Source organism: Nonomuraea sp. NPDC005730 (genome assembly GCF_040630865.1).
In the GTDB taxonomy this organism is placed as follows: domain Bacteria; phylum Actinomycetota; class Actinomycetes; order Streptosporangiales; family Streptosporangiaceae; genus Nonomuraea.
Genome location: NZ_JBEXYK010000073.1, coordinates 18,427 through 42,575, shown reverse-complemented (window position 1 = coordinate 42,575; position 24,149 = coordinate 18,427). Strand labels below are relative to the sequence as shown.

Below are 24,149 nucleotides of genomic sequence, written 5' to 3'. Positions count from 1 at the left end.
GAGCTGCGGTTAAGCGGCGTGGTGGTATTCGCGGATCATGCCTGCAACGACCGGTTCTCGGCGGATGGTCCGCCGGTCGCTGAGGTCGGCCACGTCGCGGGAGGGCTGCGTCGCGATGTCCGGAGGGCGTTGTTGCCGCTGCCGGTGCGGCCGGTGTCCGTTGTAGTTGGTCAGCTGCCCACATGGACGGCCCAGTGCCGGCCTGGAACCGGCCCAGAGATACGCTGACCCGCCCCTTCCTGACGGTGCCCCGTCGGTCAGCGCCACGTGTTCGAGCATTCCTGATCCGGGCCACTGCGCCGGCCCGGAAGCTAAGACGAACCTGCAGCTCACGACCGTGAACGGAGTATTGACACCCTTCAGGACGGCGGCCACATCTCCTCGACGCTTACGCCGCCGATTCGCCTGTGTCCTTTGAGGAACGCGGCAGTCCGAGCGACCGCAGGTCCTGTACCGAGGCCGAGGAGGCGATCGCGCTGCGGCCCAGGCAGTTGAGGTGGGCGTCGCCCAGCAGGGACAGCCGCGCCACATCCTCGTCCTTGACCGGCATCAGGCAGGTGATCGGCGCGCAGGCTCGTGGAGCGTGATGCGGGGATTCTCGGCTCCGGGCCCATCCAGGTGCCGGCAGGCGGCCTCGATGGTGCCGAACAGTTCTTCGACCATCGGCGCCAGCGCGGCCCGTACCTCACTGGCCCCCTCTCCCGCGAGCAGTCGGCGCCGGAACTCCCCGTCCAGCACCCGGTCGACGGCCGAGGCGAGTGCGGCCACCAGCCTCGGGCGTAGCGGATCCTCCTGCGGCGGCATGTCCTCGGCCAAGGTGGCGGCGAGAAGATCCTCTCGCTCTCGGCGCAGCTCCAGTTCCCTGCCACGCAGTGCAGGGCTGGCGTCCATGGTCCGCTGGTACTCGACGCTCTGCACGAGCAGGCCGGCGACGTGATAGTCGCCGAGCAGCCGCAGGTAGCCGCGGGCCAAGGCCTGTGCGATCGATTCGTCGTCTCGACGGCTCCTGATGGCCGCGCTCGGTGCTGCCACAAAGCTGTCGCGCTCCTGGAAGAAGAGGTCCTCCTTCGTCGGGAAGTGGTTGAAGACCGTCTGGACCGCCATGTCAGCCTCCCTGGCCACATCGGCGATGGTGACGGCGTCGAATCCCCGCGCGAGGAAGAGCCGCATCGCTGTCTCGCCGATGGCCTGCCGCGTCTGGTGCTTCTTGCGGTCTCGCCGACTCGTCATCTCGCTCATGGGCCAAGCGTACGAGCCCTCGCGGCGGCCGATACATTAATAGTGTGACTCTATTGATGTATCGACACTGGCAATGTAGTCACTACACTCATGGAACGTCTCCAATCATCGTGAGGGGTAAGCGTGACGACTTCGAAGCGACACTGGGCCCTGCCGCGCGTTCTCATCGCCCTGGTGGCGGTCGAGACCGCCCTGGGAGCGCTCCTGTTCGACCTGGTCCTCCATGACACGGCCCACGAGCACATGGACAACCCGGCCTGGCCCCCACACGCCAAGTTCCACGACGCGCAGTACATCGTCACGTCGCTGGCTCTCGGCCTGCTCGCCCTGCTCCTGCTGGTCCGCCGCCATGGGGACACGCACTCCCGCCTGCTGTGGTCGGCAGGCATCGTGGCCGTACCCTGGGCCGGCATGTTCCCCGCGCTGCTGTTCCCCGGCACAGCCACGTACGACCCGGAGTTCAAGGACGAAACCCAGTTCGTTCTCGGCCTGCACGGCCAGCTGTTCATGGCCGCCGTCACTTGCGCGATCCTCGCCATCGCGGTGACGCTCGCCGTGACGCGCCGCCGTCGGGTCACGTCGTGAGGCTGTTCGTCTTCGGCGCGAGCGGTGGCCTGGGCGCGCAGTTGCTCGGCCAGGCCCTGGGCTCCGGCCACCGCGTCACCGCCGTAGCACGCACTCCCGAATCGATCCCCGGCCATGCCCGCCTGACGATCCTGCCCGGCAATGTGCTGGAACCTCATGGCTGGCGCCGGGTGCTCGCCGGCCACGACGCGGTGCTGTCGTGCCTCGGAAGCGCCGATCGACGTCCCACGACCGTCTACTCGCAGGGTATGACCGGCATAATCGCGGCCATGCGGGACAGCGGAGTGCGCCGGCTGACCTGCGTCACCTCGGCCAGTCTCAGCCTGCCTCCGACCGCACCGCTGAGCCGGCGACTGCTGATCGGCGGTGTGGTCCGGCCGCTGTACCGCCACGTCTACACCGACATGACCAGGATGGAGGGCATCGTCACCACCAGCGACCTGGACTGGACCATCGTCCGACCGCCGAAGCTGACCGACGGCGAGCTCACCCGCGAGTACCGGACGGCCGCCGACCAGCACCTGCCGCGCCCGCGTACCCTGTCGCGTGCCAATCTCGCGCACTACATGCTCAACCATCTCGATGATCAGGCGAGCTGGCGGTCCGTCATCGAGATATCCCGTTGAGCGGCAGCGGCGGTTGTCCGGGGTGGATGAGATGGTCATCTCGCCGGCCGCCAAGGGACTGACCACGGCGAGATCTCCGCGCACCTGGCCGAGGTCTACGGCGCGCAGGTGTCCGAGCAGACCATCTCCACCATCACCGACAAGGTACTGGAGGGGATGAGCGAGTGGCGGAACCGGCCGCTCGATGCCGTCTACCCAGTGATTTCATCGACGCCATCCACGTGAAGCTGCGCGAGGGTCAGGTCGCCGATCGGCCCATCCACGTGGCGCCGGCGGTCACCGTCGATGGCGAGCGCGACATCCTCGGGCTGTGGGCCGGCGACGGCGGCGAGGGCGCCAAGTTCTGGCTGCACGTGCTGACCGAGATGGTGATCGCGGTGTCGGCGATGCGCCTGATGGTGGTCTGCGACGGCCTGAACCGGCGGTGAGGCCTGGCCATGGGGCCGCCTTCTGGCGAGCCGGTTGGGCGGCCACCTGCTTCTCCACGTTGATCGCGCCACGCAGATCCGCTGTGGTCGGTGTACCGGTGGTCGTCAACCGGTGCGGTGTAGTTGTGTGTGCAGCCAGGGAATCCATTGGCCGGGGCCGGCTGGTAGGTCGGTGCGTTGGGTGATGGTGCCGTCGGGGTGAGGACGACTTGTGGTGCGGACCGGTCCGATGAGGACCGGCTCGGGGCCGTCGAAGTGGCCGAGGTACTTGTTGCCGGTCTCGTCGTAGCCGCCGAGGTTGGTGAAGAAGTGTGCGCGGTAGGCGTCGGTCTCGGGGATGTAGTCGTAGAACTCGTAGCCGGTGTCTTGCACGAGGTGGCCGTCGAGGTGGAAGGTGCGTGACCAGTGGTGCACGAGGAAGAACCCACCGGGGAGCCGGCGGAAGGTCGCGGTGCCGCGCAGCGCGCCGCCGGTCTCGCCGGATGAGTCGAACTGGCCGGTGAGCGACCAGGCGCCGACCAGGAAGTCGAGTCGGCCCAGCGCTGGGTCTGGTCGCGGTGGGGTGAACTCATCGCGGGCGTGCATGGTCTCAGCGTGGACCCGCGGTTGTCCGGCTGGTGTCCGTGGCGACCACGTGCTCGTCACGCGGTAGGTACCTACCGGGGTGGTGGCATGATCGGTGAGGATGTGGCGGTGAAGGAGTCTGTGCCGGTGTCAGCGCGTGAGAGTGAGGTGCTCGCGGCGCTTGGTGCGGGGTTGTCCAATGCTCAGATCGCCCGCCGCATGCAGATCTCGGTGCGCACGGTCGAGGGCCATGTGTCGTCGTTGCTGCGTAAGTACGGGGTCGCCGACCGGCAAGCGCTCGCCGCGCGGGCCGGCGGTGTGGGTGCGGTGACCTTGCCCGGCGACATACCCGGGCTGCCGCGCTCGCGGACCAGCTTCGTCGGGCGTCGGGCCGAGGTCGAGGCGGTTCGGGCGGCGCTGGCGCGGGGTCGGTTGGTGACGCTGGTCGGTCCGGGTGGGGTCGGCAAGACCCGGCTCGCGGAGGTGGTCACGACCGCTGTGGCGGCCGAGTACCGGTATGGCGCGGCGTTCGTGGATCTGGTGCCGGTGCGCGACGGCCGGCTCGGGCATGCGGTGGCGGCGGTGTTGGAGGTGGCCGAGCACGCGGACGGGCAGGAGGCGGTCCTGGCCCGGTTGCGTCGTGGCCCGTCAGTGCTGGTGCTGGACAACTGTGAGCACCTGCCCGACGCGGTCGCCGAGTTCGTCGAGCGAATCCTGGCCGCGAGCCCGGCGACGATCCTCGCGACCAGCCGGGAGCGGCTCGGGTTGTCCGGTGAGTCGGTTCATCGGGTCGAGCCGCTGCCGTTGGGCTCGGACGCTGAGGAGTTGTTCCGCGACCGCGTGGAGCTGGCGTACCAGGCCGGCACGTGCGACGCCGCGACCGTTGCCGACCTGTGTGCGCGGCTGGACGGCCTGCCGCTCGCGATCGAGTTGGCCGCGGCGCGCAGCGCGTCGCTCGGCGCTACCGGGCTGTTGACCGGGTTGGGTGACCATCTGCGGCTCTTGGCTGGTGGGCGCGGTTCGGTGGTGCGGCACCGGTCGCTGCGCGGGGTGATCGGGTGGAGCCATGACCTGCTCACCGAGGACGAACGGGCGGTGTTTCGTCGGCTGTCGGTGTTCGTCGGCGACTTCGACCTGCCGGCGGTGGCCGCGGTCATCGGGGTGGGCGCGGCCGAGGCCGCCGACGTGCTGGGGCGGCTGGTCGACAAGAGCCTGGTCCAGCACCGGGACGGCAGCTGGCGACTGCTGGACACGATCCGGGCGTTCGCCGCCGAGCGACTCGCGGACGAACCCGAGCACACCGAGGTGCGGCGGCGGTACCTGCGCTGGGCAGCCGACCTGGCCACTGACCTGGCCGTCGGTCTCGCGGGGCGGGCCGGTGCGGCCTGGCATGGCGAGTTCGACGCGGTGGCGGGCGATCTTCAGGCCGCGCTGACCGGCCACGAGCAGCCCGACGCCGAGGCCCACCGGCTCGCTCGCACCCTCGGCCGGCTCACGTTCGCGCGCGGTTACCTGTGGCAGGCGCCCGATTGGTACGCCCACGCCGCCCGGTGCGCGCCCGATGCGAGCGAGGCGGCTCGGGATCTGGCCAGCGCGGCGGACTGCGCGCAGGCCGGCAACGACGCCGATCGAGCGTTCGAGCTGCGGCTGGCCGCCGCCGACCGGGCGCGGGACGCGGGCGCGGGCAACGCGCGGGCCATCGCGCTGGCGCAGGCCGTCGAGCTGACTGGCCGGTTCCAGGTGGTATTCCGCGACGAGATCCCGTTCGAGCGGCGCCGCGCGCTGCTCGCCGAGGCGACCGCGGCCGGGGATCCGGACGATCCGGTCGTCGCCGCCCGGCTAGCCTGTGCCGCTGTGTGGACCGCCCACCCGGACACCCTGCGGCCCGAGGCCGGGCTGACCGCGGCTGCCGTCGCGGCCGCTCACGCGACCGGTGACCCGGTGCTGATCAGCGCAAGCCTGGACGCGGTGCGCGTGGCCGCGATCAACGACGGTCGCGTCGCGGAGTGGCACCGGGTCGCCGCCGAGCGGCTCGAGCTGCTCGCCCCGCTCGACCCGCACCACCCGGAACATGCGGTCGAGATCAGCGACGCGCGCGGGCTGTCCTCGCTGACCGCGGTGGCCGCCGCCGACCTGCCGGCTGCCAGGTCGACCGCGCGGCTGATCTCTGACGCCGAGCTGTCCGGCGACAGCGTGTACCTGGCGGCCGGCAAGACCGTTCCGGTGCTCGTCCTGTCCGGCGACCTCGACGACGCGGTGCAGCTCGCCGAGGACATGTGGGCGGGCTGGCAACGCGCCGGCCGACCCCGGGCGTTCTTTGTCTGGCTCACGATGCCGTTCGCCGTGCTGGCGCATGGCCTGCGCGGTGACCGGGAGCGCGTCGCGCAGTGGCGGGCCCGGGCCGCGGCGATGAGTGACCCGGTGAGTATGGGCTGGCCGGTGCTGGACCCGCTGATCACCTTGGTGGACGCCCGGCTCGCGCTGCGGCTCGGTGACCTCGACCAGGCCACCGAGTTGGCCCAGCGCGCCCGGCGACTGCCGGCCAGCTCCTGGTACCGGGTGCTCGCCCGCGCCGCCACCGTCGAGCTCGCGGTGGTCGCCGGCGCGCCGTCGGCCGAGGCCGATCTCGCCGCGGCGCAGGCCGACAGCGCCGGCAACGACTGGGCCACCGCCACCCTGCTGCGAGCCGCCGGCCGGCTCCGTGGCGACGCCGACGCACTCGTCAGGTCGGCCGAACTGTGGCAACGGATGGGGGCCCGGTTCGAGCATCAGGTCACGGTAGAGCTGCTCGCCGGTCCGAAGCTGCCGAAGCTGCCGTAGGTGGTGGTCGCGTGCCGGGCACGTGGTCACCACGCATGTGGCGGTCGCCCCACGACTGCGACGCTGTGCTGCATGGCCGACCAGGCCACAATGCCTGGTCGGGTTTTCGGCAGCGAAGGAGACAACGCGATGGGCAAGGTCACCACAGGCGCCACGATGTCGCTCGACGGTTACATCGCCGGACCCGGGGAAAGCGGGTTCGACCTGCTGTTCCAGTGGTACGGCAACGGCGAGGTCGAGATTCCGCCGCGGCTCCGCATCTCCGCGGCCAGCGCCGCACTGGTCAAGCCCGAATGGGACGACACCGGCGCGCTGATCGTCGGCCGGCACCTCTTCGACATGACCAACGCCTGGGGCGGGCGCCACCCGATGGACGTGACCACAGTGGTGCTCACCCACCAGCGCCCCGACGACCGTCCGGACGACGATGACAACTTCGTCTTCGTCACCGACGGCATCGAGGCGGCGGTGGCCAAGGCCAAGGATTTGGCCGGGGACAAGAACGTCGCCGTCAACGGTGGGCAAATGGCCCGGCAGTGCCTGGAGGCCGGTCTGCTCGACGAGGTCGGCGTCGAGCTGGTACCGGTCGTGCTGGGCGGCGGGAAGACGCTGTTCGGCGAGCTCGGCACCGCACCGGTGCAGTTCGACGGGCCCATCGCGGTCGTCGAAGGCACCGGCGTCACCCACCTGCGTTACCGGGTCAAGAAATAGGGACCCCGACAGGGCGGCGGCCTCGCACGCACCGCTGCGGATCGGTGTGTCGCGCACCAGTGCCCGTGTGGAGGCCAATCCCCGGCATGGGGGCTGTGGCGCGGCGCTCATCTCGTCTGGCTCACCGAGGTGCCCTTGCGGCTGTGCGCTGAGAACGCCTAGCCCGACGACCCGATCGCCACCTGACTTCAGGAGAGTCCGACATGCGACGTGATGAGATCCTTGGCCTGGGACGCCGAACAGATCGCCAATCCGCCCAGCACCCGGGAGGAGCACGTCGAGTCGCAGCTCAAGCTGGCTCGCATTCTCGCCGGACGGTTGACGGCGTTCGACGAGGCGGCCACGCGCGCGATCATCGAGCGGGAGATCGAGAACGCCACCGATGCGGGCCACGCCTCGAAGAACCACATCCTCGCGGCCTTCGCCTCCCGCGACCGTTCCGGGCTTGTCGGCTCGATCACCGCTCCGACTCTGGTGATTCACGGGTCGGACGATCCCATGGCGCCCTTCGCTCATGGCGAGGCCCTGGCGGCGGCGATTCCCGGCAGCGAGTTCCTGCCCGTCGGGGGAATGGCACGGGTTCCCGCCGCAAATCATTCCTCGGATCTCCGCCGCGATCCTCCGGCACACCGGGCGATGGCCGACAACCGTCGATCGCGAAGAGCCGCCCGCGTACGGCAGGCCGTGCATCCTCGACGTTCTACGCCCGCGCTGCTCGATGCTGCGTTCCGCAGCTCGTGTTCGGCGGGGAGACACGCCCGGTTCGCGGGACGGCGTAAGGCCTTGGGCGAAGCCGGGCCCGGCTGATCGGACCGATCCGCCCTTGGGAAGCGTGGGAACCCGGCGGCCGAGCGGTGCGCTCGTCGGTGCAGGCAACAGTTCTTGAGTTGAGGGTGCTGGATCCTCCTGACCTTGCACGCTCGCGGCCTGCGAACTGCGTGAAGCATGCATCACAGGAGCGATGAGACGGCAACGTCGGTGAAGTCGGGAGGCATGGGTTGGCACTGGGAGTCGTACGAGATCTACGCGAGCAGCGAGCCCCTGGCAGCGAAGAAGATCTTGCCCCCTTCGAGACTGACTTCCTGGCGGGGTTCGTGCCGGCTCGCGCGTCGGCCGGGCTGACCGACAGCACCATCCGCAACGACGCCAATCACCTTGGGCTGATCCGGGACTGGTTCGGCCGGCCGCTGTGGCGCCACGGAAAGGGATCTCGCCGCAAAGGACCCAAGCCGCGACTGGTGCCCCTGATCAACGGCGCCGACCGCAGCCTGCGCTGGTTCATCGAGGACGTCCTGGGGCTGTTCGAGCTCGACCTGTCCAGCCATCGCACCCCGTTGTTCCCCTCCGAGCGGAAGAACGCCGGGGGCACCTGCACCCGCGCCACTGCCGACGTGTTTCGCCGCGCCTTGATCGACGCCGTCAACCGGCACCTGCCGACGTGGTCGGGGCGGCTGACGCCTCACGTGCTGCGATACTTTGCGCCTACCAGCTCCTCCGAGACTACGAACTTGATCGACCGTTGGCCGCTTCTGCTCGTGTCTCGGCTCGACCCCTCCGGGGCCGGGCCGCCGGTCCTGTCTATGCTCAAGCCCATGGCACTGGAATGGGAACAGATCATCGTCGACTCCGCCGACCCTGTCGCTCTCGGGCGCTGGTGGGCCGAGGCTCTCGGCTGGGTTGTGGTCGACGAATCTGAGGAGATCATCGAGATCCGGCCTGAGCCGGACCGGATGCCGGGGCTGCTCTTCGTACCCGTCGCCGAGGGCAAGACGTCGAAGAACCGGCTCCACCCCGACTTCCGCCCCGACGACCAGGAGGCCGAGGTCGCCCGGCTGCTCTCCCTCGGTGCCCGGCGCGTCGACACCGTGCAGGACGAGCAGCACTGGGTGACCCTCCTCGACCCGGAGGGCAACGAGTTCTGCGTCCTGGGTGAGCGGAAGAGCTGAGCGGAAGCACTGGCGGAAGCGTTGAGCGGAGGCCGGCAGTCATTCGGGGGCCCGAGTCGTACGGCGGAGCTCGAACCCCCTCGACGTCGCAGCAGGTCAGAGCGCTCAAGATCAACGCATGGCCGGAATTCCCGTCATCTCGGCTCGACCCGGGACCGGCCCCGCTCGGCACCTCTGCGAACAGGGCCATGTCGCTAGTTGGCGGCTGGGGCCACCTCTGGGAGAAGGACGCCGGACACCCAGGTCTCGAGCGACCCGCTGGTGGTCGTCCAGAACAACGATCTTCATTCGGACATCGTGCGACTAGGATCACCGGGTGACGTTCGCTGGCAATTGGGATCATCTGGAACCGGCGACCAAGGAGGCCTACCGGCGCTTCGACGCCCTCACCGAGCAGGGCCTCGACCCCGGCCCTTGCGCCGACTGGCGCCTCTACGGCACCTACGCCCACACCAAGCTCTGGCTCGGCCCGCAGGGCGGCCACGACTACGACGAGCGCGTCCTGCGCCTCGTCCGCGCCGTGGCCGGGCGCGCCGTCGACTGGACGCCCGACGACGCCTGCAACCTGGCCGAACGCGCCGGCTACTGGGCCCGCCAGGGCCACACCCGCCACGAGGAGCTCTATCGGATCCCGCTGTCGGCCGCCCACCTGCTCCATCCGCAACAGCGCCGCGACCTGTTCGGCCACCTGACGGACCTCGGAGAGCTCCAGCTGCTCCTGGAGAGCCTGCTCACCGAGGAGGGCCCAGCCGGTGCGGTCCGGAACGTGATCGGGGAGGCCGACCCCTTCGCCACGATGCTGGCCGAGGAGTACGGCCTCCGCCTGGACGGAATGCTGCCGCTGCTACGTCACTGGGCCATCGCCGACACACCGGCCCCAGGCGACGGCTGGTTGCCGGTCGTCTGCGACCTGCTCACCCCTGAGGCCATCGCCCTGGTCCACGAGCTGGTCACCCGCCTGGCCGCCTACCGGGGCGGCCCGTTCGTCTGCCACCACGCCGACATCAGCTGGAGCGAGGACCGCTTCCTGAAGGGCCGGACCGTATCGGTGGCGCGCGGCCTGATCTGGACCTGCGAGGTCATTGACGAACCTTGGGTCCCGTCGCTGCTCGCCGACGCCGCCGTCACCTGCGGCACCGGCCACGATGGCCCCGGCTCCAGCTGCCGCAGCGAGACCGTCGCCAACGGGGCTGTCGGCGTGCTGGCCCGCCGGGGCGGACCCGAGACAGTCACCCCACTGGCGCTCATGCAGACGCAGGTGCGGGCGGCGTCCGTACAGGAGAATGTCACTCGCGCGCTCGACGCGCTCGCCGACGCGGCCGCGCTGACCCGCGACCAGTTCCTCGACCGCACTCTGCCCGCCGCCGACGCCACGCCCAGAGAGGTCGAGCAGGCGCGCACGGCCGCGCGCCACCGCCTGGAACAGGCGCTCATCCACCAGCGCGAATGGAGCTGGCGTGAGGTCGAGCACCTCCTCGACCACCCCGTCACCGGCCCCGACGCGCGCATCCTGGTGTGGCGGATCCCCGGCGGTCCCTCAGGCCTGCCAGTCAGAACCGTCGACGGATGGGAACTGGCCGGGCGCCGCCCCGAGGGCCCTGTCGCCTTGTGGCACCCGGCCGACGCAAGCGCCGAGGAGGCGGGCGCGTGGCGCGAGAGGGGTCTGGCGCAGCCGTTCGAACAAGTCCTCCGCGAGGTGTACGCGGAAGAGCCGGACCGCGTCGCCGGTCACGTCGTGCGCTACGACCTGGCCCGGACGGAGCTGATCCGGCACGGCTGGACCGGCGTGTCGATCGGCTACTGGGAGCACGACTGTCACGAAGGGCAGGGCGAGGTGGTGCGCGACCTTGCGGACTGGCAGGCCCGCTGGCTCCTGCGCGTCGTCGAGGGCATGTCCGACGAGGGCTGGGACCTGGACGCGCTGTGCGCGACCAACCCGATGACCTTCCACCGCGACGGCCAGGAGGTGCCGGCGGCGTCGGTGCCGCCGCTGGTGCGGTCGGAGATCCTCCGAGAGGCCGACCTCACAGTCGCCGCCGCCTCGGCCGGCCCGGATGCCCAGGACCTGGTCGACTACTACGACGGATATTGGCACTAGAAGACACGCAGTACCGACGCGACGATGCCCAGGATGACGGCCTCGTCGCCGGAACTCCTCGACGGCGTCCTTCTCCCGGAGGTGGCCGCAGCGGCTGTGGTGGCCGGCGGCGGTGAATCTACAAAGTACAGGCCAGCCCAGTACACACCCCTGGCCGGTCTGGTCATCGCGCGGCGCCGTGAGAGCGGGCGTTTGCTGCATCGATGTCCAGGAATCTGGCTGAGTGTCGGGTATGGGGGTGGGGAAGCGGCGGTGGGCGTCAGCAGAGGGCATGGTGCGCCGGGCGGTCACTGCTCGGGCTGGGCGTGCCGTGCACGCCGAGCCGTTCGCCGCGCGATGGCGAACGGCTGGGGACCTTGTGGCGGGGGCGACGAGCAAACGGCTACCGGTCGCCGTGCTTCGCGTTCTGCAGGACCACGCGAGTGATCATCCTTCTTCATCGGGCCTGGCCGGAGGATGTCTGGCCGTGTTCACGGGGTGGTGTCCATGCCGTACTGAGCCGCCTGCAACGACCACAGCTCCGCGTACTCTCCGCCGAGATCCAGCAGCTCCTGGTGGCTGCCGCTCTCGGTGATCCGGCCGTCCTGCAGGACGAAGATGCGGTCGGCGTGCTGAACGGAGTGCAGGCGATGGGTGATGAGGATGACCGTGCGTCCACCGGCCAGGGCGCGTACCCCGGCGAACGTCTCGGCCTCGGCGCGGGGATCGAGGGCCGCGGTCGGCTCGTCCAGGACCAGCACGGGTGCGTCCCGGAAGTACGCGCGGGTGACCGCGATGCGCTGCCACTGCCCGCCCGACAGGTCGACCCCACCTTGGTATTCGGGGGCGAGCAGTGTGTCCCAGCCGTCCCGCAGGGAGGCGATGAGGTTGGTGGCGCCGGAGGCCGCGGCAGCACAAGCGAGCGCTTCAGGGGTGGGGCCGGTGGTGTGGCGGCCGATGGCGACGTTGGCGGCCACCGTGAAGGGCCATCGCTCGTAGCCCTGGGACAGCAGGGCCACCTGGTCGAAGAGCTGGGCTCGGTCGAGGTCGGTGGTGGGTGTGTCGTCCCAGGTGACCGATCCGGATTCGGGGAGGTAGAGGCCGGTGAGAAGTTTCGCCAGGGTGGTCTTCCCGGAGCCGTTGTGCCCGACCAGGGCCACGATCTGGCCGCGGCAGATGGCCAGGTCGACGCCGTCGAGGGCGGGCTCGTCGGCGTTGGGGTAGCTGAAGCGCAGCCCGCGTGCCTCGATCAGGTCAGGACCATCGGCCCGCCGCAGGTCGGTGCCGTCGCGGGGAATGGCCAACCGTTCGGCCTGGCGGCACGCGGCGGCCCAGTCCTCGGTGTAGAGGCCGTGTTCGAACACGTTGTTGATCGAATAGATCAGGTTGCCCAGCTGGCTGGTACCGGTCTGGATGGCCAGGACGGCGGTGCCGGCGGCGGCCAGCTGCATGCGTCCGCTGATCAGGAGCCAGCCGAGCACAACGTAGGTGGCGCCCGTCGTCAGGCCACTCAGCGCCCCGGCCAGCAGCTCACCTCCGGCGTCGGCGCGGGCGAGGCGGGCTTGCTCCCGCGCCGAGCGCAGGGCCATCCGGTCGTGGTGGCGAAGCAGGAAGTCCCCGGCGGCGTGCGCGCGGATCTCCTCGGCGGGATCGGCTCCGACCAGGAGTTGGGCAAGGCTGCGTTGCTGCCGTACGGGAGTCAGCCACCGCAGGCGGGAGGCCTTGCGGCGCAGAGTCGAGCGCACCAGCGCCCAGGCGCGCGGCAGGATGATGAGCGGCAGCAGCGGAAGCAGCAGGGGGTGCAGGACGCCCAGCACGCCGGCGGCGGCAGTCATGCCCATCAGCGCCTTCAGCATGCGGATGACCTGATCGATGACGATGTCGATCCATCCGGCCCCGTACTGCGCGGCCTCCAGAAGATCATGAAACTGGGCGCCCTGGAAGTGCAGCAGCTCGACGTTCGCGGCGCGGCTGAGCAGCTCGTCGTAGGCCAGGTGCTCGACCTTCGGCTGGAGCCGGCCGGAAGCGGCACCGGACCAGGCGGTCAACACCGCGACGCTGATGCCGGCGGCCGCGACCAGGACCAGCGCCGGTACGGCGGCCCTGACGCGGTCGGGGGTTGGACCCGCCGCGAGGATCTGCTGCAGGACCCGGTTGGTGGCCAGCAGGCCGAACGCGGTCGCGGCGCCGACGATGAGCTGGCAGACCACGACGATCACGAGTGCGGCGGGGTCGGCTCGCCAGGACAGCCGCAGGCAGATGCCGATCAGCGAGGGCAGCTTGCGCATGATCACGCCGAAGCCGACCGCCATGTCGGCCTCGTGCCGCGCCCATCCCATGCTGTATTGGAAGCCGCCTCCGAAGATCGGATCCGTGGCGGGCTCTTGCACGGTGGCCTGCTGCCGGGTGTGGTCGGCAGGGGGAGGATCAGGTTCGGACCTTACCGTCACGGACAGCGCTCCGTTCTGTCGGGGGAGTGGTTCTTCCGCTTGCCGTCGGCGTCCTTTCTGGCCCGGATGGCGATGCCGTGCACGTGATCGTGAGGTCGACACGGGCACCCCTTTGTCCTGGCCCCATCTGCTGGAGGCCCACGCCGGGCGAGGCGTTCGCAGGCTCGAAGTCGGAGACGGCCCAGATCCGAAGACGAGCGGTCCCGTGCTCGATGTCACCCAGCGTCTGCCGCCCAGCTGAGCGGGCGCGATCCGGCGCATGAGGGCGGACCCGGAACGTCCCCACGAGCGCAACTCCGGACGTCAGGCAGCGCCGCTTCCGCTGAGTCCACCGCCCGCCCGCTGCTTGGTGAGCAGCGTCGGCGAAACGGTGACGGCGACGACGGCGACGACCGGCGCCAGCAGATGCGCGGCCAGCTCACCAAGGCTGAAGAAGTCGGCGACCGCAGGGACGTAGGGCGGGCCGCACACCACGACCATGGCCGCGAGGAATCCCCGCTCGATCCACACCAGCTTCGGCCGGTGGATCGGCTGACCACGCGTGAACAGGTGGACGCGGGTAGCGAACACGGCGAGGACGAGCAGCGACACCGCAGGTCCGATCAGCCAGCCTGTGATCCACTCGCGAGTCCACGGTGCGGCCCCGTCTGCCGCGACGCGTTGTAGCTCGATGCTGGTCCAGGCCAGTGCCAGCGTCAGCACGATCATTCCCGCGGCGGCTGTCCGGTTGATGGCGCTCATGGGGGGTCATGCGATCACCTCAACACGCACGCGTCCCACCCGGAAGACGATGGTGACGGAACCTCGTGGGCACACTATTCACGCGAGCGCGGCACTGACCTGGCTGGACAGAGGAACGGCATATGCACGGCGGTCGCGCCGGCGGGCCAGCCTGCGCGCTCGCTGTGCTGAACGGCCGGCTCGCAGGCGGCTCGGGCGGGGGCGTAGCGGGCCCGGCACACCACGGCCGTGCCCGCGCACAGGTGCGGTGTGGTGGACGAAGTGACCGCCCCGGGCGTCGGGATCAGCCAGGCGTGCCGCCTCGGGCCCCCGATCGGGATGCGGCGCGGCGCGGAGGAGGGGCCGGTGGCGTCGGCGGCATGAAGGACGAAGGCGACGAGGTTGGCCTGTTCTGCGGCGAGCCAGGCCGTCGCTTCGGCGCGGGGCCTGAGCCCGGAGGTGAGGTCATGGTCATCGCCATCGGCATCCCCGCCGGACGCCGCGTCTACCTGCCCTACCATCAGGCCCTGCCCTCCACGGCCCCAGCCCCCATCGCCCGCCCGCTAGCAGGCGCGCCCCGGCCCGTACTGGAGCTGACCAGCGTGCCCCACGTCCGGCAAGGCACGACACCACGGCCGATCCCCCTCACCACGGGGACCTCGGCCTGTGCCGACGGCTGCTGTTCGGCCGACGCCGGGGAGTCACGATGATCGGCCGCCCGATGCCCGCCCAGGTACGCGCCGCCTACGACGCGGAGAGAATCGCGCGGCTCGCGCCGCCGGTGACGATGCGGCGCGCCGGCGGCACTTGCAACGAGCGCACGTCCTGTCCCAACCGTGGCCCCTGGCCGCACACTAGGTCGTTCTGCCGAATCCGATCGTGCACGAAGGCTGACCTGGAGCCGTGGAACTCGTAGCCGTCGAGCTCGACTACTACCTGCGATCGCATGGCGGAAATCAAGTAGTCGAGATGACAGGAACGGTCGTCGGCCGACACCGGATGCTGTGCGTGCACATATGTGGCGATGCCCGGCATGGCGGCAGCACTCAGGACCCACTTGAGAAACGCGATTTCCAAGAAGGACTCACCGGTCAGGGCGTCGGTCAGGCGCGTCTCGTGCACCGGGCCTCCTCGTCGAGGGCGGCGACCTTGGCTTCAAGATCCTCCAGCCGGCGTTCTGCAGCAGAAAATGGTAATCCGACACGGCGCCTGGGATCTCCAGCCCTTCCCACACCCATCGAACCAGCGACGGAATATCCATGCCGCGCATCCGGCGAAGGCTCTGGCATGTGCCGGCGAATCCGACGTCGCTGACCTCGGCCATTCGCGGTTACCACGCAACCACCGGGAGACGCTCCTCTCACGTTCAGCAGGTCGGGGATCCAGGTCAGCCGAGCATGCGGGCGAAAGCATGGGGAGTGACGATGGGAATGCCGTACGCGCGTGCCTTGCGAGCCTTGCCGGACAGGGAATCGGGGTCGGCCGCGATGACGAGTCTGACCTTCTTGGTCACGTTGGGGTGCGGGAGGTAGCCCGCCTGGCGGGCTCGGCCCTCCCACACTTCCCGGGCGTCGTCCATCTCGCCGGTGAACACGACCTGGTCACCCGGATGCAACTCGAACCGCCTTACGGTGGCGACGGGGACGGTGGCCACCTTCAATGCCTGTTCGACGGCGGTGCCGGGCAATCCGAGCAGAGAGGCGACGAGCTCTAGTTCGCCTCGTTCCGCGTGGGTGACGATCCCGTCAGCCAGGGCCGCCCGTGCGATCTCAGCGAGGTAGCCGCGGTGCAGGGCTTCTAGTTCTGCGCGGCTGAGACCGAGTGAGGTCGCCAGCTCCACCAGGGCGTCGGCTTCCGCGGCGGAGATGTGGTGGTCGAGAAGCACCCGGTCCAGGAGAGCAAGGTACGGCTCGGCCGCCACGGGCTGCGCCGTCTGGGGGACGCGGTCGAGGATGCGGGCGAGGAAGTGGCTCTGGCGTTCGGCCGAGATGCCTCTGCGCACACAGTCTGTCCGAGTCTCGTCGAGCACCGGCCATGGGACGGTCGTGTCGGTGCTGTGAAGCACCGTCGGCCAGGGGTAGGCGGGGCGGGACAGGGCCAGATAGTGATGAAGCAGCCCGGAAGCAGCGCGAGCGTCGATCAAAGCGTCATGGTGGCCTTCGAGGGTAATGTCCGCCACCGCGCAGCAGCCTGCCAGGTTCCGCGGTGCGTGGGGCAGGAAGCGGCGTGCCTCGGTCATGGTGCACACGCCGAAGTCCAGCAAGGATGGAATCGGGGTGCCGATACGGGCAAATTCGTATTGCAGGAATCCGGCGTCGAACCGGAGATTATGGGCTACCGGCACTCGATGCCGCAGTAGCGAGAGCACAGTGCCTGCGATTTCCTTGAAGGTCGGCGCGTGGCGGATGTCGGAGGCGCTGATGCCATGGATGTGCTGCGGGCCGAGGTCACGTTCCGGGTTGACCAGCGTGTTCCACTCGCCCGTCACCCGCCCGGTGGTATCGGTGTGGACGATGCCTATCTCGATGATCCGGTCATGCCAGGACGGACGTAGCCCTGTCGTCTCCACATCGATCGCCGCATAGCCGATCTGGCTGGCGCTCATGGTTTCCTCCTCGCGCATCGTCACTTAGAGAAGTCGCCTGCCAAGAAGGAATCGCCTGCCCTGTCTGCGGAACGTGATTGAAGCGTGATGTTCGAGAGGTGAAACGCCTTCTATGCTCCGGATGCCGCATTTGATTAAGTCGATGGCGAGTCGCTCCAGCAGTACAGCGCCTTCCTGACAAGGAGCCATACGTCAGGGTTCTCATTCGCTGGGCTCGCCCGCCGCACCCGACCTCTTCGCGAACCGTCCACTACGTGCTGAGCGCTGGAACCCGCGCGATGGCTGCTCCCGATGGGATGCGCCGCTCAGGATCCGCCTGTGCCTGGGCCATCGCCAAGCTTTCTGCTGGAGAGTCAAGTCGTGATTCCGGTCCTCGCCGCCCGGCCTCTGCTGCGTGTCGGCCGATGATCGTGCGCCCGCTCTGACTTGGCTCATGAGCATCTCGTACGCACCGATCAGTGCGAAGCTCGGCCACCCAGCGATGATACGAGCGGCGAGTGTGGGGTTCGGCGACGGCGATGTTGGCCGCCGGACTGGCGGTGCTGCTGGCGAGAAGCATGCTCCACAACAGCGGCCCGCCTCGGGATCCGCTGCGACTGGTGAGGAGCGAGGATATGGAGGCGGCGACGATGGCGCCGTCGATGGACGCCGACCAGGTGAAGCGACGCTGGACCTATCCCATGTACGGGCCGACAACGCGGTGGCCGACTCTTTCCACGCGAGTCTGAAGCGCGAGACGCTGAAGGGCGCGCCCGGCTGGCCCGACGCCCGCACCGCCCGCCTGGCCGGGTTCGGCGGGATCACCCGCTACAACCCGGTTCGGCGGCACTTGAAATCGGTGTCCACGTTTATGGCGGAAACCCCCCGACTTTGTCCCCCGCCGCAGAGGCCGCCTGAGCAACCCGCCCTCGACTACGCAGAGCTATCTTGTGTCCCGCCGGGCCAACCAGAGCGGTTGGCCTGGAAATACGTCACCCAAAGCCGAGAAGGCCAAATCAAAACTTCCCGAAGAGCTGAACTATCGGCCTATTCTGAGCCCGTGTCAACGATTTCTCGTCTACTGGCCAATAGTGGCCAAGCGCCGATTCTCTATGCGGCCGGGCCGCGACCCTCTCGAGGTGGGGTGGGCGGGCACGTCGTGGTGTTCTTGCCTGACGCCGCTGGTGGGACCAAGTGGCGGAGGCTTGAAAACGCTGTCCGGATGTGGCCATGGCTGGAGGGTGATTTTCCGCCCGCGATCAAGTTTCATGGAGACAAACAGCGCGTCACCGCCTCGATCATCGACTGGAGGGATCATATGGCCATTCCTGCTGTCGCCAATCCGGGCCATCATCGACAACTCCGTGATCTCCAGGCGCAGCCGTGGTTTGGCAGCTCATCACGGGTTTTCTTGACGGGCGCATCTGCCGGAATTCGAGGCTGAGGAAAATGCCGCGATATGGCCACTGTGTCTTTATAGACCCTTGAGTGTCGACCGGCTCAATGTGGTGACCACTGGCAGGGTCGCACCGTCCGGTGTGTGTGGCAGGGCCCTGCCCCCGAATTCCCCCCTACCAAGGAGGTACCCATGGCTCCTTTCCCGTCGCGAGCCCGGCTGATCGTCAAGCATTCGGGCAAGGTGCTGGCCATCGAGAACGCCAGCCTCAAGGACGGCGCCAGCCTGAACCAGTACGACACCGGCACCCAGGACAACGAGAAGTTCGAACTGCGCGACGCCGGCGACGGCTACGTCCGCATCGTGGTCAAGCAGTCGGGCAAGGTGCTGGCCGTCGAGAACGCCAGCCTCAATCAGGGTGCCAGCGTGAACCAGTACGACACCGGCACCCAGGACAACGAGAAGTTCGAACTGCGCGACGCCGGCGACGGCTACGTCCGCATCGTGGTCAAGCAGTCGGGCAAGGTGCTGGCCGTCGAGAACGCCAGCCTCAACCAGGGCGCCAGCGTGAACCAGTACGACACCGGTACCCAGGACAACGAGAAGTTCCGGCTGGAGCCCATCAGCGACGCCAACTGGTAGCTCACAAGGTTCAGCACGTCCGTGCCGTCCGTGCGCCGGGCGGCCGGGCGTACCTGACATCGCGGTTCACCATCTCCGCACTGCCGCCTCCTGACGATGCGTATTCCGGCTTCGGCCCTGGGGAGGAAGGCGAGCCCGCCGCGTAGCGGCACAAGGTCTGGCGGTTGGCCGCCCAGGCGAAACGCCGCCCCGGGAAACGGCGTCGCACAATGCGCGAACGGGTGGCGTCGCGTTCGCCTGGCGACGGGAACCAAGCTGCCTGGTCTACCGCCGTGCCGGCGGGATGTGAAGCCTGTGGAGGCCGACGTAGGACCTCGGCTTCTGTGGGGAGGAAGCCAACGGCTGACGTCACCTCTGCACGCAGAGCCCTGGGAGTGAATCCCCAAAGGCAGGAAGGCGCTGCGTGCCGGAAAGACCTGCCCCGCCGGGGGAGATGTCCAGTGTGGTCACCCGGTCCTCAATCTGTCGTGGAGGGCGATGACCGCGGCCAGCTTGCGGGCGCGGGGTGGGACGGCGGCGAGTACTGCTCTGGCGGTGACGTTCACGCTTTCGAAACGCACGGTGGCGTCCGTGTCGTCGAGCACGCTGGCCGAACAATGACCCCCGATCGTCGGCAACCGCGGCGGGCACACGTTCGGTGAGCCTGGCCAGTTGCCGCAGCGTCGTCACGGCCGCAGGGTCGCCGAGGTCGGCCTGGGTCTGGGCGAGCCCGCTCAGCAATGCGCATGACGCACACTCCGGGGCGAGGTGCTTGCCGAGCCGTTCACGGGCCAGGGCGAGGCTCTCGCCCAGCCGTCGGTTGACATTCAGGCGCACCGGCGTGTTCGACGCCGAGACCATGACGGCCGCCTACGGCCCGCTCCAGGTCATCGTCGCGCTCACCCAGAACGGGCCGTAAACAGACGAGGGTGGCCCGCCTGGCGCAGGGGTCGGCCCCCCGCGAGCTCGTTCGCCACTCAGAGCGGACCGTGTCGTGCTCGGGCGATCCGGCGGGCTCGGCGTCGCACAGCGCCGGGACTGTCGCGCCGGCCGCCCCTTTCTCCAGTCCCGTCAGCCTTCCGCGTCGATGGCGCGGTCGCGGCCCACGAGTTCGCGTCCCCCGTTCAGGCGCCGGGCGCCAGCCTGAGGACGGCGGCCGGCAGCCCGCGCAACGCCTCGGGGACGACGACCCCGCCGGAACGGTCCACCGCCGCCGGGCCGTCACCCCAGGTGGCTCCGGCCCGCGCCCGTTCGACCAGGTCGCCGGTGAGCGTCAGCCGTCCCGCGGCCGGGTCCAGGGCGATCACGTGGAGGGCGCCGTCGGGGGCGGCGGTGTAGCGGACCGGGTCGCCGACGGGCTCGGCGTGCCGGACCCACGGCCGGGTGCCGTAGATCGCCTCGCCGTGGGCCGCCAGCCAGGCGCCCAGGTGGCGCAGCCGTTCGACCTGGGGCTCCGGCAGCGAGCCGTCGGCCCGCGGCCCGATGTTGAGCAGCAGGTTGCCGTTCTTGGCGACGGTGTCGACCAGCAGGTGGACGAGCTCGTCCGGCCGGACGAGGTGGCGCTCGTCCTCGGCCCGGTTGAAGCCGAACGACTGGCCGAGCCCGCGCGTGGCCTCCCACACCCACGGGGAGGTCTGCTGCTCGGAGACGTACTCGCGGGTGCGCGAGCCCAGGTGCGGAACGCCCCAGCGATCGTTCACGATGCCCTCGGGCACCCGCTCGTAGTAGTGCTCGAACAGCGCCTGCAGGCTGTGCGGCCCGGCCGCCTTGCCCGAGTCGGGCCAGTCGATGTCGTTCCACAGCACGTCGGGGGAGTGCCGGTCGATCAGCTCCATGGCCTGCTCGAAGCAGTAGCGCGCGAACGCCTCGTCGTTGCGGCGCAGCGTGAACAGGTCCGTCATCGACTGGATCGGCGGGAAGTCGGACACGTGCCAGTCCAGCGCCCCGGAGTAGTACAGGCCGAACCGCAGGCCCGCCGCCCGCGCGGCGCTGTCCAGCTCGGCGATCAGGTCGCGGCGGGGGCCGCGGCGCGCGCTGCTGAAGGCCGTGGTGGCGGTGTCCCACAGGCAGAACCCGTCGTGGTGCTTGGCCGTGGGCACGACATAGCGCGCGCCGGACCCCGCGATCAGCCGCATCCAGGCCGCCGGGTCGAACGCCTCCGCCTGCCAGGAGTCGGCCAGGTCCTCGTACGGGGTGCCGACCCCGTACTCCCGCTCGTGGAAGGCGCGGGCGGGCGAGCCGGGGATGCGGACGGTGTTGGCGTGCCATTCGGCGTACGGGTGGTAGCTGAACTCCAGCTCCACGGGCACGTGCTCGCCGGGCAGCCGGGCGGTCGCCCACGCGGGCACCGAGTACAGCCCCCAGTGGACGAAGACGCCGAACTTGGCGTCCCGGTACCAGTCGGGCACGTCCCTCGCCGGGTAGTCGGCGCCCAGGTCGGGGCCTACACGGCGGTCGAAAAACAGCACTATGGTCCTTTCAGCGGCCGGCGAGACCGGCGGTGGCGATGCCCTTGACCAGATGCTTCTGAAGGGCGAGGAGGAGCAGCAGCGTCGGCAGGATGGACACGATGGAGGCGGCCATCACCAGATGCCACTGGTTGCCGTTCTGGCCGAAGAACAACTGCAGGCCGAGCGGCACGGTGCCGCGCTCGGTCACGTCGTTGACCATGATGAGCGGCCACAGGAAGCTGTTCCAGTAGTTGATGAAGGTGAACACGGCCAGCACCCCGAGCGCGGGCCTGGCCAGCGGCAGCATGATGGACAGGAAGATCCGCGCCTCGCTCGCGCTGTCGATGCGCGCCGCCTCCTGCATCTCGCGCGGCACCGAGCGGAAGAACTGCCGCAGCAGGAACGTCCCGAACGCGGTGAAGGCCCACGGGAAGATCAGCGACTGGTAGCTGTCCACCCAGCCGAACTTCTGCATGAGGATGAACATGGGCACGACCAGCACCTCCTGCGGCACCATCAGCGTGGCCAGGAACAGCAGGAAGACGCCGTCCCGGCCGCGCCAGCGCAGCGAGGCGAAGGCGTAGGCGGACAGGGCGGAGGCGGCCAGCACGACCAGCGTGCCCACGCCCGCCACCAGCACGCCGTTGAGGATGTAGCGCTGGAACGGCACGTACGCGAACACGTCGCCGAAGTTCTGCCACCGGATCCGCGAGCCGACCAGCGACCCGGGATCGCTGAACGTCTCGCCCGCCGGCTTCAGCGCGGTGGCCACCGCGAAGATCAGCGGATAGAGGAAGGCCAGCGTCACCGCCGCCAGCAGCACGTGGGAGACGACGGATCTAACTCTCATAGTGCACCCACCGCCTCTGCCCGAGGAACTGCGCGGCGGTCACGAGCAGGATGATCGCGAACAGCACCCACGCGCCCGCCGCCGCCAGCCCAAGCTCGCGCGACTGGAACCCGGCCTGGTAGACGGTCATGACGAGCGTCTCCGTGGCGTTGCCCGGCCCGCCGGCCGTGAGGATGTACGGCTGCGTGAACACCTGCAACGAGTTGATCACCGTCATCGTCGTGGCGAAGAACAGCGCCGGCGAGATCAGCGGGAGCTGCACGCTGACCAGCTTGCGCAGCCCCGTGGCCCCGTCGAGGGAGGCCGCCTCCAGGACCGACGGCGACATCTCGTTGATCGCCGCGGAGAAGACGATCATGTTGTACCCGAACCCCTGCCAGACGCTCATGGCCACCACCGACACCAGCGCGGTGCGCCCGTCGGCCAGCAGGTTCGGCTCGGTGCCGACCATCTGGAACAGCAGCTTCCAGATGACCGCGTTGGCCACCATCGGCGTGATCGCCGGGATGAAGAACAGCACCCGCCACAGGTTCTGCCACCGCGACCTGCTGATCCAGAACGCCAGCGCCAGCGCCAGGACGATGTTGAGCGGCACGTACAGGCCGGTGAAGACGAACGTGTTGCGCAGCGCGGACAGGAAGGCCGGGTCCTCGCCGAACAGGTAGCGGAAGTTCTCCAGGCCGATGAAGCTGCTCCCGCCCAGCATCGGCCAGTCGAAGAAGCTCATCACCACGGCCATGCCGACCGGGAACAGGGTGAACAACCCGAGCCCGAGCACACTGGGCGTGGCGAACCCCAGCGCGCTCCACTGCTCTCGTGACCTCACTGCCCGCGCGCCCCCTGCTGCTGGATGGTGGCGAGCGCCTCCTTGGCGCCGCTCGCGCCGGTGTAGACCTGGAGCAGGTGCTGGGCCATGAGCTTGGTGACGTCGTCCCAGTTCTTGGTGGTGAACAGCGGCACGCCGCCGGCCACCGCCTCCTTGACCGCCGACACCGCCGCCCGCACGTCGTCGGCCTTGTCCTGGTTCTTGCCGACCAGGAAGTTCTCGTACGCCGACTGCTCGGAGGTCATCGCGGGGAAGCCGCGCCCCTCGCCCGCCAGGTACGCCTGCGCCTGCTTGCCGCTGAGCACGGAGACCGCCTTGACCGCCTGCTCCTTGTACGGGCAGCCCTTGGCCACCCCGAACCCGGAGTTGGCCACGTACGTCTTCGCGCCCCCGGACCCGGCGGGAAGCTGCGCGATGCCCACCCGGAACTTGGCGTCCTTGATCGTGGATCCGATGTTCCAGGAGCCGTCGACCGCCATCATGGCGTTGCCGTTGACGAACTGCGTCTCGCCCCAGCCCAGCTCCGCCGACCCGGCCGGCACGCTGGCCGCCTTGTTCCCGGCCAGGCCCGCGTACCAGGTGGTGGCCGCGACCATGGGCGCGCTGTCGAGCTGCAGCTTCACGTCGTCGGTGACCGGCTTGGCGCCGTTGTAGGACAGCAGCATCGACAGCAGGTGCAGGTCGGAGAAGGACATGCCGAACCCGTACTTGCCGCCGGTGGTCAGCTTCCTGGCGGCCTGCTCGAAGTCGGCGGTGGTCCAGCCGGGCTTGGGCTCGGCCAGGCCGGCCTTGGCGAAGGCGTCCTTGTTGTAGTAGAGGAGCATCGGGCCCAGGTCGTAGGGGAGGGCCAGTTGCCGGCCGTTCATCTTCAGCGCGTCCAGCGCCGCGGGGGCGAAGCCTTCGGGAGCGGTGAGGGGTTCGAGGAGATCGGCGTAGGCGCCCAGGCGCAGGCTCTGCATGGAGACCAGGCACGGCTGCTCGCCCGCGGCGAACTCGGTCTGCAGCTTGGTGAAGTAGGCGTTGAAGGGCGCGGTCCGCAGGTTGATCCTGATCTTCGGGTCCTGCTGGGTGACCAGCTTGGCCAGGTGGTCGAGCTGGGCCTTCTCCTCCTCGCTGCCCGCCCACATCTCCCAGTCGAGGGTGACCGTACCGTCGTCCTGCTTGGCGCCGCCCGCCGTGCCCGCCCCGCCGCCGCCGCACGCGGTGACGCCGGCGAGGAGTACGAGCCCCGCGGCCAGGAGTGCCTTCATGGGGGG

At 69.4% G+C, this 24,149-nt stretch carries 22 protein-coding genes and 1 pseudogene; 11 read left to right on the top strand and 12 right to left on the bottom strand.

Annotated features, from left to right (window positions below; genetic code table 11):
• Positions 1–388: 388 nt before the first annotated feature.
• Both ABZ444_RS44930 and ABZ444_RS44925 read right to left on the bottom strand, forming a co-directional pair.
• Positions 389–550: a hypothetical protein gene (locus tag ABZ444_RS44930; RefSeq protein WP_358010351.1), complete on the bottom strand. Its 162-nt coding sequence runs from the start codon at positions 548–550 to the stop codon at positions 389–391.
• Entirely contained in the window at positions 550–1,239 is a 690-nt protein-coding gene (locus ABZ444_RS44925; RefSeq protein ID WP_358010349.1) for a helix-turn-helix domain-containing protein, read from the bottom strand. Before ABZ444_RS44925 ends, ABZ444_RS44930 begins: the two co-directional genes overlap by 1 nt.
• Before the next feature lie 123 nt (positions 1,240–1,362).
• On the opposite strand from ABZ444_RS44925, the gene ABZ444_RS44920 reads away from it, so the two are divergent.
• From ABZ444_RS44920 to ABZ444_RS44910, 3 genes and pseudogenes are all read left to right on the top strand, one after another.
• Positions 1,363–1,824, top strand: a complete 462-nt coding sequence (locus ABZ444_RS44920) for a DUF6640 family protein (protein WP_358010348.1) — start codon at positions 1,363–1,365, stop codon at positions 1,822–1,824.
• Positions 1,821–2,450, top strand: a complete 630-nt coding sequence (locus ABZ444_RS44915; RefSeq protein WP_358010347.1) for an NAD(P)H-binding protein — start codon at positions 1,821–1,823, stop codon at positions 2,448–2,450. The genes ABZ444_RS44920 and ABZ444_RS44915 overlap by 4 nt, the downstream gene beginning before the upstream one ends.
• Positions 2,449–2,818, top strand: a pseudogene (locus ABZ444_RS44910) (transposase); the annotation flags it as partial. The gene ABZ444_RS44915 and the pseudogene ABZ444_RS44910, both read left to right, overlap by 2 nt.
• 165 nt (positions 2,819–2,983) lie before the next feature.
• Here the strand turns inward: ABZ444_RS44910 and ABZ444_RS44905 are convergent.
• A complete protein-coding gene (locus ABZ444_RS44905) occupies positions 2,984–3,463 on the bottom strand; it encodes a hypothetical protein (protein ID WP_358010346.1) in 480 nt (159 codons plus the stop codon).
• A gap of 87 nt (positions 3,464–3,550) precedes the next feature.
• On the opposite strand from ABZ444_RS44905, the gene ABZ444_RS44900 reads away from it, so the two are divergent.
• The 5 genes from ABZ444_RS44900 (at position 3,551) to ABZ444_RS44880 (ending at position 11,017) form a co-directional block, all read left to right on the top strand.
• Positions 3,551–6,262 (top strand): LuxR C-terminal-related transcriptional regulator, encoded by a 2,712-nt coding sequence (locus tag ABZ444_RS44900; protein ID WP_358010345.1) that lies wholly within the window; start codon positions 3,551–3,553, stop codon positions 6,260–6,262.
• 72 nt (positions 6,263–6,334) lie between these two features.
• Complete coding sequence (locus tag ABZ444_RS44895; RefSeq protein ID WP_358010343.1) at positions 6,335–6,973, top strand: dihydrofolate reductase family protein; 639 nt, start codon at positions 6,335–6,337, stop codon at positions 6,971–6,973.
• A 222-nt stretch (positions 6,974–7,195) separates the two neighbouring features.
• On the top strand, positions 7,196–7,780 hold the full coding sequence (locus tag ABZ444_RS44890) for a hypothetical protein (RefSeq protein WP_358010342.1): 585 nt from the start codon (positions 7,196–7,198) through the stop codon (positions 7,778–7,780).
• 191 nt (positions 7,781–7,971) lie between these two features.
• Positions 7,972–8,919 carry a VOC family protein gene (locus tag ABZ444_RS44885; protein ID WP_358010340.1) on the top strand — a complete coding sequence of 316 codons (948 nt, stop codon included), beginning with the start codon at positions 7,972–7,974 and terminating at the stop codon, positions 8,917–8,919.
• Between the two features lie 316 nt (positions 8,920–9,235).
• Positions 9,236–11,017, top strand: a complete 1,782-nt coding sequence (locus ABZ444_RS44880) for a DUF4132 domain-containing protein (protein WP_358010339.1) — start codon at positions 9,236–9,238, stop codon at positions 11,015–11,017.
• A gap of 470 nt (positions 11,018–11,487) precedes the next feature.
• On the opposite strand, the gene ABZ444_RS44875 is transcribed toward ABZ444_RS44880, so the two are convergent.
• Together ABZ444_RS44875 and ABZ444_RS44870 are read right to left on the bottom strand one after the other, a co-directional pair.
• Entirely contained in the window at positions 11,488–13,335 is a 1,848-nt protein-coding gene (locus ABZ444_RS44875) for an ABC transporter ATP-binding protein (RefSeq protein ID WP_358010338.1), read from the bottom strand.
• 414 nt (positions 13,336–13,749) lie between these two features.
• Positions 13,750–14,187, bottom strand: coding sequence for a hypothetical protein (locus tag ABZ444_RS44870; protein ID WP_358010337.1), 438 nt, complete (start codon positions 14,185–14,187; stop codon positions 13,750–13,752).
• A 359-nt stretch (positions 14,188–14,546) separates the two neighbouring features.
• Between ABZ444_RS44870 and ABZ444_RS44865 the strand changes: the two genes are divergently transcribed.
• Positions 14,547–14,876, top strand: coding sequence for a hypothetical protein (locus ABZ444_RS44865; RefSeq protein ID WP_358010336.1), 330 nt, complete (start codon positions 14,547–14,549; stop codon positions 14,874–14,876).
• A 34-nt stretch (positions 14,877–14,910) separates the two neighbouring features.
• On the opposite strand, the gene ABZ444_RS44860 is transcribed toward ABZ444_RS44865, so the two are convergent.
• The gene (locus tag ABZ444_RS44860; RefSeq protein ID WP_358010335.1) at positions 14,911–15,288 is read right to left on the bottom strand and encodes a hypothetical protein; all 378 of its coding nucleotides are present in this window, start codon (positions 15,286–15,288) and stop codon (positions 14,911–14,913) included.
• 265 nt (positions 15,289–15,553) lie between these two features.
• Positions 15,554–16,771, bottom strand: coding sequence for an exonuclease domain-containing protein (locus ABZ444_RS44855; RefSeq protein WP_358010334.1), 1,218 nt, complete (start codon positions 16,769–16,771; stop codon positions 15,554–15,556).
• 433 nt (positions 16,772–17,204) lie between these two features.
• Here ABZ444_RS44855 and ABZ444_RS44850 point away from each other — a divergent pair, with 433 nt between their 5' ends.
• Together ABZ444_RS44850 and ABZ444_RS44845 are read left to right on the top strand one after the other, a co-directional pair.
• Positions 17,205–18,194, top strand: coding sequence for a hypothetical protein (locus ABZ444_RS44850; RefSeq protein ID WP_358010333.1), 990 nt, complete (start codon positions 17,205–17,207; stop codon positions 18,192–18,194).
• Positions 18,195–18,338: 144 nt separating this feature from the next.
• Positions 18,339–18,788: an RICIN domain-containing protein gene (locus ABZ444_RS44845; protein ID WP_358010331.1), complete on the top strand. Its 450-nt coding sequence runs from the start codon at positions 18,339–18,341 to the stop codon at positions 18,786–18,788.
• A 446-nt stretch (positions 18,789–19,234) separates the two neighbouring features.
• On the opposite strand, the gene ABZ444_RS44840 is transcribed toward ABZ444_RS44845, so the two are convergent.
• The 5 genes from ABZ444_RS44840 to ABZ444_RS44820 form a co-directional block, all read right to left on the bottom strand.
• Entirely contained in the window at positions 19,235–19,372 is a 138-nt protein-coding gene (locus tag ABZ444_RS44840) for a hypothetical protein (RefSeq protein ID WP_358010330.1), read from the bottom strand.
• Between the two features lie 519 nt (positions 19,373–19,891).
• Complete coding sequence (locus ABZ444_RS44835; RefSeq protein WP_358010328.1) at positions 19,892–21,235, bottom strand: alpha-L-fucosidase; 1,344 nt, start codon at positions 21,233–21,235, stop codon at positions 19,892–19,894.
• Positions 21,236–21,245: 10 nt separating this feature from the next.
• Positions 21,246–22,067, bottom strand: coding sequence for a carbohydrate ABC transporter permease (locus tag ABZ444_RS44830; RefSeq protein WP_358010327.1), 822 nt, complete (start codon positions 22,065–22,067; stop codon positions 21,246–21,248).
• Positions 22,057–22,893 (bottom strand): sugar ABC transporter permease, encoded by an 837-nt coding sequence (locus tag ABZ444_RS44825; RefSeq protein ID WP_358010326.1) that lies wholly within the window; start codon positions 22,891–22,893, stop codon positions 22,057–22,059. The genes ABZ444_RS44830 and ABZ444_RS44825 overlap by 11 nt, the downstream gene beginning before the upstream one ends.
• Entirely contained in the window at positions 22,890–24,143 is a 1,254-nt protein-coding gene (locus ABZ444_RS44820) for a sugar ABC transporter substrate-binding protein (RefSeq protein ID WP_358010325.1), read from the bottom strand. The genes ABZ444_RS44825 and ABZ444_RS44820 overlap by 4 nt, the downstream gene beginning before the upstream one ends.
• Positions 24,144–24,149 lie beyond the last annotated feature (6 nt).